The organism is Agromyces sp. P1_H4 (assembly GCF_056405255.1).
The window spans coordinates 1-12976 of record NZ_JBFUCL010000073.1 but is presented as its reverse complement, the minus strand read 5'-3'; the positions used below and the strand labels follow the sequence as shown (position 1 = coordinate 12976).

15 protein-coding genes and 1 pseudogene are annotated in these 12976 nt (G+C 70.6%); 8 read left to right on the top strand and 8 right to left on the bottom strand.

Annotation, left to right across the window (positions count from 1 at the left end):
• Positions 1 to 135: pseudogene (locus tag AC1DY2_RS06865) on the bottom strand (nicotinate phosphoribosyltransferase); the annotation flags it as partial.
• A 112-nt stretch (positions 136 to 247) separates the two neighbouring features.
• On the opposite strand from AC1DY2_RS06865, the gene murI reads away from it, so the two are divergent.
• The 5 genes from murI (at position 248) to AC1DY2_RS06840 (ending at position 3783) form a co-directional block, all read left to right on the top strand.
• Positions 248 to 1093 carry a glutamate racemase gene (gene murI, locus AC1DY2_RS06860; RefSeq protein ID WP_476761740.1) on the top strand — a complete coding sequence of 282 codons (846 nt, stop codon included), beginning with the start codon at positions 248 to 250 and terminating at the stop codon, positions 1091 to 1093.
• Positions 1090 to 1866, top strand: coding sequence for a ribonuclease PH (rph, locus tag AC1DY2_RS06855; protein WP_476761739.1), 777 nt, complete (start codon positions 1090 to 1092; stop codon positions 1864 to 1866). The genes murI and rph overlap by 4 nt, the downstream gene beginning before the upstream one ends.
• Positions 1863 to 2483 carry an RdgB/HAM1 family non-canonical purine NTP pyrophosphatase gene (rdgB, locus tag AC1DY2_RS06850; RefSeq protein ID WP_476761738.1) on the top strand — a complete coding sequence of 207 codons (621 nt, stop codon included), beginning with the start codon at positions 1863 to 1865 and terminating at the stop codon, positions 2481 to 2483. Before rph ends, rdgB begins: the two co-directional genes overlap by 4 nt.
• A 148-nt stretch (positions 2484 to 2631) precedes the next feature.
• The gene (locus tag AC1DY2_RS06845) at positions 2632 to 3072 is read left to right on the top strand and encodes an iron chaperone (RefSeq protein WP_476761737.1); all 441 of its coding nucleotides are present in this window, start codon (positions 2632 to 2634) and stop codon (positions 3070 to 3072) included.
• Positions 3073 to 3111: 39 nt separating this feature from the next.
• Positions 3112 to 3783, top strand: coding sequence for a VOC family protein (locus AC1DY2_RS06840; RefSeq protein WP_476761736.1), 672 nt, complete (start codon positions 3112 to 3114; stop codon positions 3781 to 3783).
• A gap of 44 nt (positions 3784 to 3827) precedes the next feature.
• Here AC1DY2_RS06840 and AC1DY2_RS06835 read toward each other — a convergent pair whose 3' ends face one another.
• A complete protein-coding gene (locus AC1DY2_RS06835) occupies positions 3828 to 4196 on the bottom strand; it encodes a VOC family protein (protein ID WP_476761735.1) in 369 nt (122 codons plus the stop codon).
• Positions 4197 to 4259: 63 nt separating this feature from the next.
• On the opposite strand from AC1DY2_RS06835, the gene AC1DY2_RS06830 reads away from it, so the two are divergent.
• Positions 4260 to 4733, top strand: a complete 474-nt coding sequence (locus AC1DY2_RS06830) for a MarR family winged helix-turn-helix transcriptional regulator (RefSeq protein WP_476761734.1) — start codon at positions 4260 to 4262, stop codon at positions 4731 to 4733.
• A gap of 107 nt (positions 4734 to 4840) precedes the next feature.
• On the opposite strand, the gene AC1DY2_RS06825 is transcribed toward AC1DY2_RS06830, so the two are convergent.
• The 4 genes from AC1DY2_RS06825 to sigJ form a co-directional block, all read right to left on the bottom strand.
• On the bottom strand, positions 4841 to 6742 hold the full coding sequence (locus AC1DY2_RS06825) for a CocE/NonD family hydrolase (protein WP_476761733.1): 1902 nt from the start codon (positions 6740 to 6742) through the stop codon (positions 4841 to 4843).
• A 146-nt stretch (positions 6743 to 6888) separates the two neighbouring features.
• A complete protein-coding gene (gene arfB / locus AC1DY2_RS06820; protein WP_476761732.1) occupies positions 6889 to 7326 on the bottom strand; it encodes an alternative ribosome rescue aminoacyl-tRNA hydrolase ArfB in 438 nt (145 codons plus the stop codon).
• 14 nt (positions 7327 to 7340) lie between these two features.
• On the bottom strand, positions 7341 to 7922 hold the full coding sequence (locus AC1DY2_RS06815) for a dihydrofolate reductase family protein (RefSeq protein WP_476761731.1): 582 nt from the start codon (positions 7920 to 7922) through the stop codon (positions 7341 to 7343).
• 76 nt (positions 7923 to 7998) lie between these two features.
• Positions 7999 to 8910 (bottom strand): RNA polymerase sigma factor SigJ, encoded by a 912-nt coding sequence (gene sigJ, locus AC1DY2_RS06810; RefSeq protein WP_476761730.1) that lies wholly within the window; start codon positions 8908 to 8910, stop codon positions 7999 to 8001.
• Between the two features lie 108 nt (positions 8911 to 9018).
• On the opposite strand from sigJ, the gene AC1DY2_RS06805 reads away from it, so the two are divergent.
• Both AC1DY2_RS06805 and AC1DY2_RS06800 read left to right on the top strand, forming a co-directional pair.
• Positions 9019 to 9954, top strand: a complete 936-nt coding sequence (locus AC1DY2_RS06805) for an NAD-dependent epimerase/dehydratase family protein (RefSeq protein ID WP_476761729.1) — start codon at positions 9019 to 9021, stop codon at positions 9952 to 9954.
• 88 nt (positions 9955 to 10042) lie between these two features.
• A complete protein-coding gene (locus AC1DY2_RS06800) occupies positions 10043 to 10975 on the top strand; it encodes a cation diffusion facilitator family transporter (RefSeq protein ID WP_476761728.1) in 933 nt (310 codons plus the stop codon).
• A 14-nt stretch (positions 10976 to 10989) separates the two neighbouring features.
• On the opposite strand, the gene AC1DY2_RS06795 is transcribed toward AC1DY2_RS06800, so the two are convergent.
• Both AC1DY2_RS06795 and AC1DY2_RS06790 read right to left on the bottom strand, forming a co-directional pair.
• The gene (locus AC1DY2_RS06795) at positions 10990 to 12141 is read right to left on the bottom strand and encodes an epoxide hydrolase family protein (protein ID WP_476761727.1); all 1152 of its coding nucleotides are present in this window, start codon (positions 12139 to 12141) and stop codon (positions 10990 to 10992) included.
• A 106-nt stretch (positions 12142 to 12247) separates the two neighbouring features.
• Positions 12248 to 12928: a helix-turn-helix transcriptional regulator gene (locus AC1DY2_RS06790; protein ID WP_476761726.1), complete on the bottom strand. Its 681-nt coding sequence runs from the start codon at positions 12926 to 12928 to the stop codon at positions 12248 to 12250.
• Between the last annotated feature and the right edge of the window lie 48 nt (positions 12929 to 12976).

Sequence of the window (12976 nt, the reverse complement as noted above, 5' to 3'; positions counted from 1 at the left end):
CCGCTGCACGAGCTCCAGGAGCCGCCCCGTGCCGGCGACGACGCCGTAGCGGCGCCCGTCGGGCAGGCGGCGCGCGAACGCCTCGAACAGGCTCTCGCGGTGCGCCGTGCCGTCTCGCAGTGCGGCATCCACCATCGTGAGCTCGTAACGGTCGGTGAAGAGCGCAGCTGACCCGGTCACACGGTCAGCCTACTGGTCGGCCGCGGGCGGGCCGGTGCCACGCGACGCTCGCCTAAGCTTGAGGACCGTGACGGATGCACCGATCGGGATCTTCGACTCCGGCGTCGGCGGTCTCACGGTCGCCCGTGCCGTGAAGGACCAGCTGCCGCACGAGTCGATCGTCTACATCGGCGACCTCGAGCACTCGCCGTACGGCCCGAAGAAGATCGCCGACGTGCGCGGCTATGCGCTCGCCGTGCTCGACGACCTCGTGGCGCAGGGCGTGAAGATGCTCGTGATCGCCTGCAACACCGCGTCGTCGGCGATGCTCCGCGATGCCCGCGAACGCTACGACGTGCCGGTCGTCGAGGTGATCCAGCCGGCAGTGCGCCGGGCGGTGGCCACCACCCGCAACGGTCGCGTGGGCGTGATCGGCACGGTCGGCACGGTGCAGTCGCGCGCGTACGACGACGCGTTCGCCGCGGCCCCGCACCTCGAGCTGTTCTCCGCGGCGTGCCCCCGGTTCGTCGAGTTCGTCGAGGCGGGCGTGACGAGCGGCGACGAACTGCTGGCCGTCGCCGAGGAGTACCTCGCGCCCCTTCGCGACGCCAACGTCGACACGCTCGTGCTCGGCTGCACCCACTACCCGTTCCTGAAGGGCGCCATCTCGTACGTGATGGGGGAGCAGGTCGCCCTCGTCTCGAGCGACGTCGAGACGGCGAACGACGTGTACCGGGTGCTCGTGTCGAACGGCATGGAGCGTCGATCGGCGCTGCCGCCGACCTACCGCTACGAGGCGACGGGCGGCTCCACGAGCGCGTTCCTCGACCTCGCGCACCGCCTGATCGCCCCCGAGATCCCGAGCGTCGAGCTCGTCGAGACGGGCGCCCTCACCCTTCCCCACCCCGCATGGCTTCGACAGGAGAACGCATGACCGAGGCATCCGACCCCCAGGCGAACCTGGTTCGCACCGACGGCCGTGCCGCCGACGAGCTGCGGAAGGTGACCTTCGAACGCGGCTGGAGCGCGCATGCCGAGGGCAGCGCGCTGGTCTCGTTCGGTGAGACGAAGGTGCTCTGCACGGCGTCGTTCACGAACGGCGTGCCGCGCTGGATGAACGGCAAGGGCCGCGGCTGGGTCACCGCCGAGTACGCGATGCTGCCACGGGCGACCAACACGCGGAACGACCGCGAGTCGGTGAAGGGCCGCATCGGCGGTCGCACGCACGAGATCAGCCGGCTCATCGGCCGGAGCCTGCGTGCCGTCGTCGACACGAAGGGCCTCGGCGAGAACACCATCCAGATCGACTGCGACGTGCTGCAGGCCGACGGCGGCACCCGCACGGCCGCGATCACCGGCGCCTACCTCGCGCTCGCCGACGCCATCGAATGGGCCCGCACCCAGAAGTTCATCGGGCAGAAGGCGAAGCCGCTCATCGACACCGTCTCGGCCGTGTCGGTCGGCATCATCGACGGCACGCCGATGCTCGACCTCGCCTACGTCGAGGACGTTCGCGCCGAGACCGACATGAACGTCGTCGCCACCGGTCGGGGGCTGTTCGTCGAGGTGCAGGGCACCGCCGAGGGCGCGCCGTTCGATCGTCGCGAACTCGACGCCCTCCTCGACCTCGCCCTCTCGGGCACGGCGGAACTCACGAGGCTGCAGCTGGCCGCGCTCGCCGCCGGCGAGGAGGCGGCCCGCGCATGAGCCTCGAGTTCGTGCTCGCCACGCACAATGCGAAGAAGGTGCGCGAGTTCCAGCGCATCATCGGCGAGCGGATGCCGGAGGCGGTCGTGCTGCCGTACGACGGCCCCGAACCCGTCGAGGACGGCCTGACGTTCGCCGAGAACGCCTTCATCAAGGCGCGCACGGCCGCGGAGCACACCGGCCGGATCGCGCTCGCCGACGACTCGGGCATCATGGTGGACGTGCTCGGCGGCGCCCCCGGGATCTTCTCGGCGCGCTGGGCGGGCGAGGCCGCCGGCGACGAGGCCAACGTGCAGCTGCTGCTCGGGCAGCTCGCCGACGTGCGCCGACCGAACCGCGGCGCCGAGTTCCACTGCACCATCGCGCTGGTCGTGCCCGACTCGGTGCTGGCCGGCGGGCACGAGTTCGTCGCCGAGGGCTCCTGGCGCGGCAGCCTGGCCTACGAGGCGCGCGGCTCGCACGGATTCGGCTACGACCCGATCTTCGAGCCCGAGGGCCTCGAGATCACCGCCGCCGAACTGCAGCCCGCGGAGAAGGACGCGCGGAGCCACCGCGCGCTGGCGTTCGTGGAGCTGCTGCCCGAGCTCGAGCGCATCGCGGCCCGACTCGACGGCTGAGCCCTGGCGCGACGCACGGCGTGCACGCGGCGGCATCCGGATCGGAGCAGTTTCGGAGAAGCGCCCGAAGATCGCGGCTCGCTAGCCTGAGTTCGACGGCCCCGATGCAGGGTCGCAGACGAGCAGGATCCGCGAAGGGAACACCACGATGGCCAAGAGCGACACGTCCGGAGGGCTGACCGCCGAGGAGCGCGATGCGGTCAAGCAGCGCGCCWAGGAGCTGCGCGAGCAGGAGAAGGCCGGCAAGAACCGTGAGGCGGGCGACAAGGCCGTGCGCGATGCGATCGCGGAGATGGAGCCCGACGACAAGGTGCTCGCCGAGGGCCTCTACAAGGTCGTGACCGAGGTCGCGCCCGACCTCGTGCCGAAGACGTACTACGGCATGCCCGGGTTCGCGAACGCCGAGGGCAAGATCGTCGTCTTCATCCAGGCCGCGGCCAAGTTCAAGACCCGCTACGCGACCATCGGCTTCGAGGACCGCGCGCGACTCGACGACGGCGACCTGTGGCCCATCGGCTACGCGATCCGCAGCTGGACGCCGGCAGTGGAGCAGCAGATCACGCAGCTCGTCCGCAAGGCGGTCGGCTGAGGCGCGCCGAGCCTCGACAGCTCGGGAATGGAGTCCCAGATGGCCGAAGCGACGGGCGGAGCCGACTGGATCTCCGCCGCCGAGTTCCACCGAGCACCGGGCGTCTCCGACTGGCGAGTCACGGGAACCGGGCCGCAGGCGGTCTTCAGGGCGAGCTCCCTGGGCCACGCGGCCGGCCTCGTGGCCCCGGTCGTCGCCGCCGCCGAGCGATTCGGCGTGCAGCCAGACGTGGACCTCCGCCCAGAGGGCGTCGTGGTTCGCATTCCGTACCGCGGCCCGGAGGGAATCTCCGCGGTCGCACCGGATTTCGCTGCTGCCGTGTCCCGCGCAGCCGCCGAACTGATGCTGACGCCTGATCCCTCGATGGCGCAGTCGATCGGCATCTACGTCGCCCAGCAGTCCGAGGCCGACGTCCGACCGTTCTTCATCGCCGCGCTGGGCTACGAGGAGTTCGGAGACACGGATGCCGTCGACCCGATGCGCTGCGGACCGCAGCTGGCCTTCAACCCGATCAGCGGCGACGCTCGGGGCAGAGGCCGCACGCATCTCGACGTCTTCGTGCCGGCCGACCGGGCCCAGGTGCGGGTGGATGCCGCACTGGCCGCCGGCGGACGACTCGTCGACGATTCCCACGCCCCCTCGTGGTGGACGCTCGCGTCGCCCGACAACCACGGCGTGGACATCGCGTCCTGGACCGACACCGACGACTGACGCCTGCTTCGAGCCAGGACGTGCCGTCGGCGGGGACGGGTGAATCAGGCGCGATCGTGGAGGGTCACGTGGTAGCCGTCGGGGTCGGCGAAGGTGAAGGTGCGGCCGAATGGGCCGTCGACGGGTCCCGCGACGATCGTGTGCCCGTCGGCGACGAGCGCATCGTGGATGGCCTGGACGCCGGTCGCGTGGAGCCAGATCGCGACGCCGATACCGGGCTGGGCAACCGACGCGAGATCGGTGCCGGGAACGAGCTCCCGGAGAGCGAACGCGATCGGGGTCGTCTTGAAGACGACCGCGTGGGGAGGGCCCACGGGTGAACGGACGAGGCCCAGGTACTGCTCGTAGAACGCCTGCGATGCGGCGAGGTCGCGAGCCTGGAGGGAGATGAAGTCTGGGCCGGTGACGGGCATGGTGTCGCTCCTTGCGATCGGTGTCAGTTATCTGACATTCGTAGACTATGTCAGAATACTGACATGAGTCGAAACGGCGTCGACCTGGAGACCTCGCTGGGCTATCTGCTGAAAGAGGCCTCGAGCGCCCTCCGCGCTGCCATGGAGGCGGTCCTGCGCCCGCTCGGCATGACCGTGACGCACTACTCCTGCCTCGAACTGCTCGCGCAGCGCCCGGGCCTGTCCAACTCGGAACTCGCGCGAGGCGCGTTCGTGACGCGGCAATCGATGAACGTGCTCCTCCAGGCCCTGGAACGGGACGGATATGTCACCCGACCGGTGGAGGCTCGGGTGGGCAAGGTCCTTCCTACGCAGCTCACGGCACGCGGGCGACGGAGCCTCGAGCAGGCATCCGCTGCGGTTCGGTCCGTCGAGGTCAGGATGCTCAGCGGCATGACGCAGGACGAGCAGTCCGCTGCATCCGCGATGCTGCGGAGCATGATCCACGCGCTACGCAGCGACGACGAGGGCGGCGCGGCGCCTCGAGTGGGCGGGTGACAGCCTGATCGACAGAGCGCGAGCCCAGCGGCATCCGGAATCATCCGAATCCCGCTGAGCTCGCTGGCGGAGGCGACCGCCGTGGTGGCCGGCGCCTCGGGCTCGGGTCAGTTGCCGGGCCACACCGTTTCGTCGAGGTTGGCCAGCGTTCCCGGGCTCAGGTTCTCGGTGTCCTTCGCGGTCAGGTGACCCGGGCCGAAGCCCGCCATCGGACCCGAGACGGGGAGGTTGAGCTTCGAGCCGCTGAGGTCGACCGTGTAGGTCGTCGCTGCGGTGTCGACCGCCAGGACGCCGTTGCGGCTGCCGCTGATCACCACGCCGAGCTGGTGGCCTGCCGGCACGACGACGTCGTTGGCGGCCAGTTCGACGGTGACCTTGTGGTTGCCGGCCCCGTCCAGGCGAGCCCAGCCCCGGGCCAGCACTTGCAGCTCGGTGCTCGAGAGGCGCTTGGCGACGTCGAAGTAGCAGGCGTCGTCGGTTGCCGTMGCCGGTCCCCAGCAGGACTCCGTGCCCAGGGTCTGCGCGCCGTCGCCGGAAGTGCTGACGCGGTCCATCACGCCGTAGTCGACGAGCATGACCGACACCTGCCCGACCGGGGCGCCGTGCGTGACGTCGAGGTCGAGCGTCGGCGTGCCCGAGATCCGGACGTCGTGCTTGGTCGTGCCGGTGAGGAACTGCAGACGGTTGGCGTTGTCGCCGATCTTGACCGCGTTCGCCTCGCTCAGCGACGTGGAGTTGACGTAGCTGGCCGTGGAACGGTCCTGCCTGCCCAGCATCAGCGTGCCGTCGGCGTGCAGGTTCAGCGTCTGGGTCCGGGCCGAGGAGATCGGCCAGGTCGGCGACTGCTCCCACTGGTTCGGTGCGGTCTCGACGCTGACGGCGGGCTCACGGTCGATGCCGTTGTCGATGTCCATGAGCTCGTGGTCGAACCATCGGTGGAGCGTGTCGACCCAGAGGGCGCGCTCAGAGTCGAAGGGGTCCACGTGCCCGAGGCGGGTGAGCCACATCTTGCGGAGGACCCCCTGCTGGCCGAGGCCGTCCCACCACTTCGAGGCGTTCATCGTCTTGACGTTCGTGTCCTGCAGTCCGTGCACGATGAAGACGCTGGCCTTGACCTTGGACACGTCGTAGGAGGTGCCCGCCCGGTAGTCGCGCTCGGCCCAGAAGTCGGTGTAGGCACCGGTCTCATCGCCGTCGTTGGCGTTCATCCAGTTCAGCCGCGCCGAGCAGTCGGTCTCGATGGTCCGATTGGATGCGACGGACCGGGACAGGCTGCTCGGGTAGTTGTTGGACTTCACTGCGCCCTGCCAGCGGTTGTAGTCGTACCAGGAGCTGATGGCGCTGATCGGCACGATCGTCTTCAAGCCGTCGACACCGGTGGCGGCGACGCCGTTGGCGAGGGTCCCGTCGTAGGACTTGCCGATCATGCCGGTCTTGCCGTTGCTCCAGTCCGCCTCGACCACCGTGCCGCTCGCGTCGTACGCGACGCCCTGGCCGTCCAGCCACTCCACGACGGCCTTGACCGACTCGATGTCGGAGCGGCCTCCTTCGTCGGTGCAACCGGTCGAACGGGCGGTGCCGGCCATGTCGACGGCGACGTAGGCGTAGCCGCGCGGCACGAAGTAGTTGTCGTAGTACAGCGGGAACTTGACGAGGTTGCCGGCCGCGTCGTACTCCTTGCGCTCAGCCTCGTTCCCTCGCCCGGAGCTCAGGTAGTAGGGGCTCGCGTCCATGATGATCGGGACGCGGGCGTTGCCGTCCAGTTCCCGGGGCCGGATGATGTCGGTGGCGATCCGCTCGTCGACACCATCGCCGTCGAGGTCGGGGGCGTCGACCCATACCGTCTCGCGGATGGCGTCGGCGTAGTCGTAGATCGGGGCAGTGGTGTCGTCGACGAGGGTTACCGGCGGGTTGTCGGTCGGGGCCGCGCTGGCTGCACCCGCCGTGCCGAGTGCCAGGGGTACGGCGATGGCCACCGTGCCTGCGATGGCGAGAACTCTGGATTTCACTGAGGTCCTTCCGTTCGAGGAGAGCGCTTTCCGCGGCGGGGACAACGCTGTCCCGCTGCGGCTACTTAGGAACCTACGGTGCGCGCGAAGATTGATCAACAATCTCGCCCGGATCGGTTCAGAAGCGGGAGATGCCGCCTCGCCGGTCAGTCGTGAGGTGGGCGGCGAAGTCGCTTGACGTCGGTGCGCCGCTTCTTGGCGTCCAAGCGCCGTTCCTTCGCGCCGCGACTCGGACGCGTCGGGCGTCGCGACGGTGGCGGTGGTCGCAGCGCCTCGGCCACGACGGCGGCGAGGCGAGCGCGCGCGGCGTCCCGGTTGCGCAATTGCGCGCGATGCTCGGAGGCCGTGACCGTCAGCACGCCGTCGACGAGCCGGCCGCTCAGGCGCTCGAGGAGCCGCTCCCGCTGGTACGGAGCGAGGGTCGCCGAGCCCGCGACATCCCACACGAGCTCTGCTCGGGAGTCGGCCGTGTTCACACCCTGCCCGCCGGGACCGGAGGACCTGGAGAACCGCCAGGTCAGCTCGGACTCGGGGATCGTGAGTGTCGAGTCGACCCGGAGACCGGGACGGTGGGCGGCGGGCATCGGTCTCCGCTCGGTCAGCGACGCACCTGGAATCGCAGGTGGAGCACCCGCTCGCCCTGGATCACCGCGTCTGGATCCTCCAGCAGGTGCTGCGCGTCGACCGACCCGAAGTAGCGCTTGCCGGACCCGAACACGACGGGTACGACGTCCATGCGCACCTCGTCGACCAGGCCCGCGACAAGTGCCTGGCCACCGAGCTCGCCGGCGGCGACCTCGACCATGCGTTCACCCGCAAGCTCCTTCGCCTTGGCCACGGCTGCTTCGACGCCGTCGACGAAGTGGAACGGCGCTTCGGGGTCCCAACCCTCGGGCGGAGGCCGGTGCGTCACGACGACCACGTGGTCGATCCCGCTCGGAGGCTTCCCGTCCCAGCCGTCCGTCAGGTCGAAGACGTGGCGGCCGGCGACGGTCACCCCGATCTGGTCCCAGTACGACCGGGTGTAGTCGTAGGACGCCTGCGACACCTTCAGCACGCCGCTCTCGTCCAACGGCACGTCACCGCTGACCAACCAGTCGAACAGGGGCCCGGGCTGGTCGTGCTCGTCGGCGATGAAGCCGTCGATCGACACCGAGCTGTACATGACCACCTTGCCCATCGGGCTCTCCTCTCCGTTGCGGTGCCCCCAAGGTAGCGCGTCCTGAGCCGCTGCTCCGGTGAGAATCGGTCCCGACCTAGTGATCGCCCGAGACGAGCGCGTTCAGGTCGCCGACGGGGCCGAGGTGGCGGAGCTTGTCGGGATTGAGCTGGTTGCCCACCACCGAGATCCGGCCATTTTCGATGTGCACCATGAGCAGGCTCAGCGTGGCGCCGTCGGGGCCGCTCACCCGCAGGGCGGGGTCGCCGTTCATCGACGTGCGCTCCATGCGCACCCGCATGCCCACGCCGCGACGCACGAGCCCGGCCAGGAACCGTGCCACGGTGACGTTGCCGTGCAGCGGATGCCGCACCGCGGGCGCCTTTCCGCCGCCATCGGCGTAGAACGCCACGTCGTCGGCGAGGACGCTCGCGAGCGCGTCGACGTCGCCCGCGTCGAGCGCCGCGAAGAACGTGTCGAGGAGTGCCGCGTCGCGAGCGGCATCCGTCTTCGAGCGTGGCCGGCCGTCGGCGATGCGCGCCCGGGCGCGGTGCAGGATCTGCCGGCACGCGGCCTCGTCGCGTTCGACGATCGCGGCGATGTCGGCGTAGTCCATCACGAACACCTCGCGCAGCAGGAACACGGCGCGCTCGACCGGTCCGAGCCGCTCGAGCACCGCGAGGAAGGCGAACGAGAGCGTCTCGTCGCGCTCGACGCGATGCGCGGGATCCTGGTCGTCATCGGGCAGCGGTTCAGGAAGCCAGGTGCCCAGGTACACCTCGTGACGGCGGCGCGCGGAACGAAGCGCGTCGATCGCGAGCCGCGTCGCGACGGTGGACGCGAACGCCTCGGGGCGCTCGATCGGCTCCCCCGACCGTGACCGCTCGTGCAGGCGCAGGGACGCCTCCTGCACGACATCCTCGGCGTCCGACACGCTGCCGAGCATGCGATACGCGATCGAGAACATGAGGGGCCGGAGCTCGCCGAGCTCCGCGGTCGAGGAGGCCATGACCCGAGCATGGCACAGCCCATTCCTTCTGTTCCCACGCGAATCGGCGTGCGCCGGTCACAGACCGGGTGGCCGATCCGTCGGAGGGGGTGACAGGAAGGGAAGCACATGCGAGTCTTCATCGCCGGCGCCACCGGCGCCATCGGATCGAGGTTGGTGCCGCTGCTCGTGGCCGAGGGGCACGACGTCGTCGGCACCTCGCGGACACCCGAGCGCCTCGCGGGTATCGACGCGGCTGGGGCGACGGGGGTGACCATGGACGCCCTCGACGCGGCATCCGTGCGCACCGCCGTGCTCGCGGCGCACCCCGACGTGATCGTGCACGAGCTCACCGGGCTCAGCGCCCTGGCGGGCGACGTCAAGCACTTCGACGACGAGTTCGCCGCGACCAACGCGCTGCGCACCGTCGGCACCGACCACCTGCTCGCCGCCGCACGCGAGGCCGGCGTCGACCGGTTCATCGCGCAGAGCTACGCAGGCTGGCCGAACGCACGCACCGGCGGTCCGGTCAAGACCGAGGAGGACCCGCTCGACCCGGCGCCGACCGCCGCGTCACGGCAGTCGATCGCGGCGATCCGGCACGTCGAGCGGGCGACGACGGATGCCGCGGGGCTCGTGCTCCGCTATGGCAACCTGTACGGCCCGGGCAACGCCATCGGCCGGGGCGGCGCGATGCTGGAGATGGTCCGTGCCCGCAAGTTGCCGCTCGTCGGCGGTGGCACGGGCGTCTGGTCGTTCCTGCACGTCGAGGATGCGGCATCCGCCACCGCGCTCGCCGTCACTCGCGGCGCCCCGGGCATCTACAACATCGTGGACGACGACCCGGCGCCGGTCTCCGAGTGGCTGCCGGAGCTCGCCCGGATCACCGGCGCCAGGCCGCCCCTGCACGTCCCCGCACTGGTGGCCCGCGCACTCATCGGCGAGCACGGCGTCTCGATGATGACCGAGGTCCGGGGTTCGTCGAACGCCAAGGCCAAGCGCGAGCTCGGATGGGAGCCGCGGTATCCGAGCTGGCGGGAGGGGTTCCGCACCGGGCTCGGCTGAGCCGGGCTCGGCTGAGCCGGGCTCGGCTGAGAAGGGGACTCATTCCCATCAGGGGCCGCACGCGGCATCCGCGCCTACCCTTGAGGTGATGGCACACTCCCACGACCACGCGCACGCCCACGGGGCGACYGCGAACCGCACCAGGCTGCTGGTGGCGATCGCGATCATCGGCGCGTTCCTCGTCGTGCAGGTGGTGGGCGGCGTGCTCAGCGGCTCGCTCTCGCTGCTCGCCGACGCCGGCCACATGGCGAGCGACCTCATCGGCCTCGTGGTCGCGCTCGTGGCGGCGATGGTCGCCGCGCGCCCCGCGACCGACCGGCAGACGTACGGATACCGCCGGGCCGAGGTGCTCGGTGCCCTCGTGAACGGCGTCATCCTCATCGTCGTGGCCGTGACCGTGCTGGTCTCGGCGATCGGGCGGCTCGTGTCGGGCGCCGAGGGGGAGGCGCACGAGGTGCGCGGCGGGGTGATGCTCGTCGTCGCCGTGCTGGGGCTGCTCGCGAACCTCGCCGCCATGCTCGTGCTGCGGGCTCGGGCGAAGGACTCGATCAACGTGCGCGGCGCCTACCTCGAGGTGCTCGGCGACCTCATCGGGTCAGGGCTCGTCATCGTCGCGGCCGTCGTCATCCTCACGACCGGGTTCGACGCTGCCGACCCGATCGCGTCGATGGCGATCGCCGTGCTCATCGTGCCGCGCGCGCTCATGCTGCTCCGCGACGTCATGCACGTGCTCTTCGAGTCGGCCCCCGCCGACACCGACGTCGCCGAGATCCGCGAGCACCTGCTCGGCACGCCGGGCGTGGTGGCCGTACACGACGTGCACGTCTGGCAGATCACCTCGGGGTCGCCGGTGTTCAGCGCCCATGTGGAGGTCGACGCCGACGTGTTCGAGTCGGGTCGCGCGGGTGCGCTGCTCGACGAGCTCGGCGGATGCCTCTCCGAGCACTTCGACGTGGCCCACTCGACGTTCCAGCTCGAGCCCGCCGGTCGCGCCGAGCAGGAGCCGACGCGGCATCCGTGAGCCTGGGGCCTTCCTCACACCGTGAGCAGCCGCGCGAAGTAGCTCCGGATGTCGCCGACGAGGTCGTCGGGCGCCTCCATCGCCGGGAAATGGCCGCCGTGCCGATGCTCGCTCCAGAACGCGAGATGCCCCTCGGGGTCGAGGATGCGGCGCATGAGCGGTTCGTCGCCGAACGCGGCGATGCCCTGCGGGCGGTCGTGGCTGCGCCCCCACGCGACCTGTGCGTGCGCGGTCTCGTAGAGCACGTTCGCGGCCCCGTCGCCGCCCCGGCCGAACCAGGCGACGCTGATCAGCGTGAGCAGGTCGTCGAGGTCGACGGCGTCCTCGGGCAGGTCGCGGGCGGGGTCGGTCCACTCCTGGAACTTCTCCGCGATCCACGTCGCCTGGGCGATGGGGGAGTCGGTGAGCCCGTACGCGACGCTGAGCGGCCGGGTCGTCTGCAGGGCCAGGTAGCCGAAGTCCTCGGAGCGCGCGTCCTTCAGGCGCTCGTGGTGCTCGCGCTCCGCGGCGGTGAGGTGATCGGTGGGCGGCGTGTACTGGGTCGCGATCGCGCCGGGATCGGTCGCTGCGATCAGCCCGAGCACGTGCTCGCCGGCGTCGAGGCAGAGCTGCTCGGCGATGCCGGCGCCGACGTCCTCGCCGAACACGACGTAGCGGTCGTAGCCGAGCGCTTCCATGAGGTCGTCGAATGCGCGCGCGGTGCGGGCGATGTCCCAGCCGTGGCTGGTGAGGGGCGTCGAGAACCCGAAGCCCGGGATCGACGGCGCGACGACGTGGAACGCCGGCGCGGGACCGACGCCCGCCGTCACGTCCGGTCGCTCGGCGAGTACCGGCGCGATGCGGGCGAACTCGACGAACGACGACGGGTAGCCGTGCACGAGGAGGAGTGGCACGGCCGCGTCATCCGTCGACCGCACGTGCAGGCCGTGGATGGGCTGACCGTCGACCTCGACGAGGAACTGGGGCAGGCGGTTCAGGCGAGCCTCCGCGGCCCGCCAGTCGTAGCCGGTCCGCCAGGACTCGGCGAGCCGGCGGGCGTACGGCACGGGCGTTCCGCGTTCCCAGCCCTCGGTGAGGGCTGCGGGCCAGCGGGTGCGCTCCAGGCGCGAGTGCAGGTCGGCGAGCTCGGCGTCCGAGATCGCGATCGTGTACGGCGTGACTTCCATGGCGAGTCCCTCCCTCGTGCTGTCGCGCGGGYGGCGCGACGGGATGAGTGAAGCGGATGCCGCGGCCRCCGTCTTGAACCGGAACGACACCGATCCGCGGCGCGGCTCACACCGGCTCGTCGCGGTGCTGCGATTGCGCCGGCGTGTATCCGGTCAGTCGCTTGACGTCGCGGGTGAGGTGCGACTGGTCGGCGTAGCCGAGTTCGTACGCGACATCCGCGATCGCCTCGCCGGTGCGCAGCCGTGCGGCCGCCTCGCGAGCCCGGTCGATCTGGCGCACCTGTCGCCGGCTGCAACCGGTGATGCGGGAGAAGTGCCGTTCGACGGTGCGCGGGGACACCGACGCCGGGGCGCGCTCGTGCAGGGCGGCCTCGATGACGGCGTCATGTGCCAGCAGGCCCTGCCGGTCGAAGGCGTCGAGGAGGTCGTCGACCGCGTGGTAGTCGGGGATGGGCCAGGTGCGTCCCGCGAGTTCGAAGTGGGCGGGGTCGGGCACGCTGAGCGGCACGGTGCGATCGCACATCGAGTGCGGCTCCACGTGGGTGAAGTACGTGCCGCGCGTGAAGCGCACGCCCACGTTGCGGTTGCCGGCGCGGTAGGGCACGACGGTCGGCCGTGACGATGGGCCGCTGATGAGGACCCGCGAGCCGGTCGCATGGCGCGTGAAGATGAGGTCCCAGCACGCGTCGGCGGCCGCGAGGTAGGTGCCGTCGCTCGTGTCGACGGTGTGCCAGACCACGTCGACGAAGGGCGAGGATGAGGCTTTCTCCTCGTAGAGGAAGCTCATGCCGCCGAGTGTAGCCCCGACGCGCCGACCTCGTGGAGGGGCTAGCGC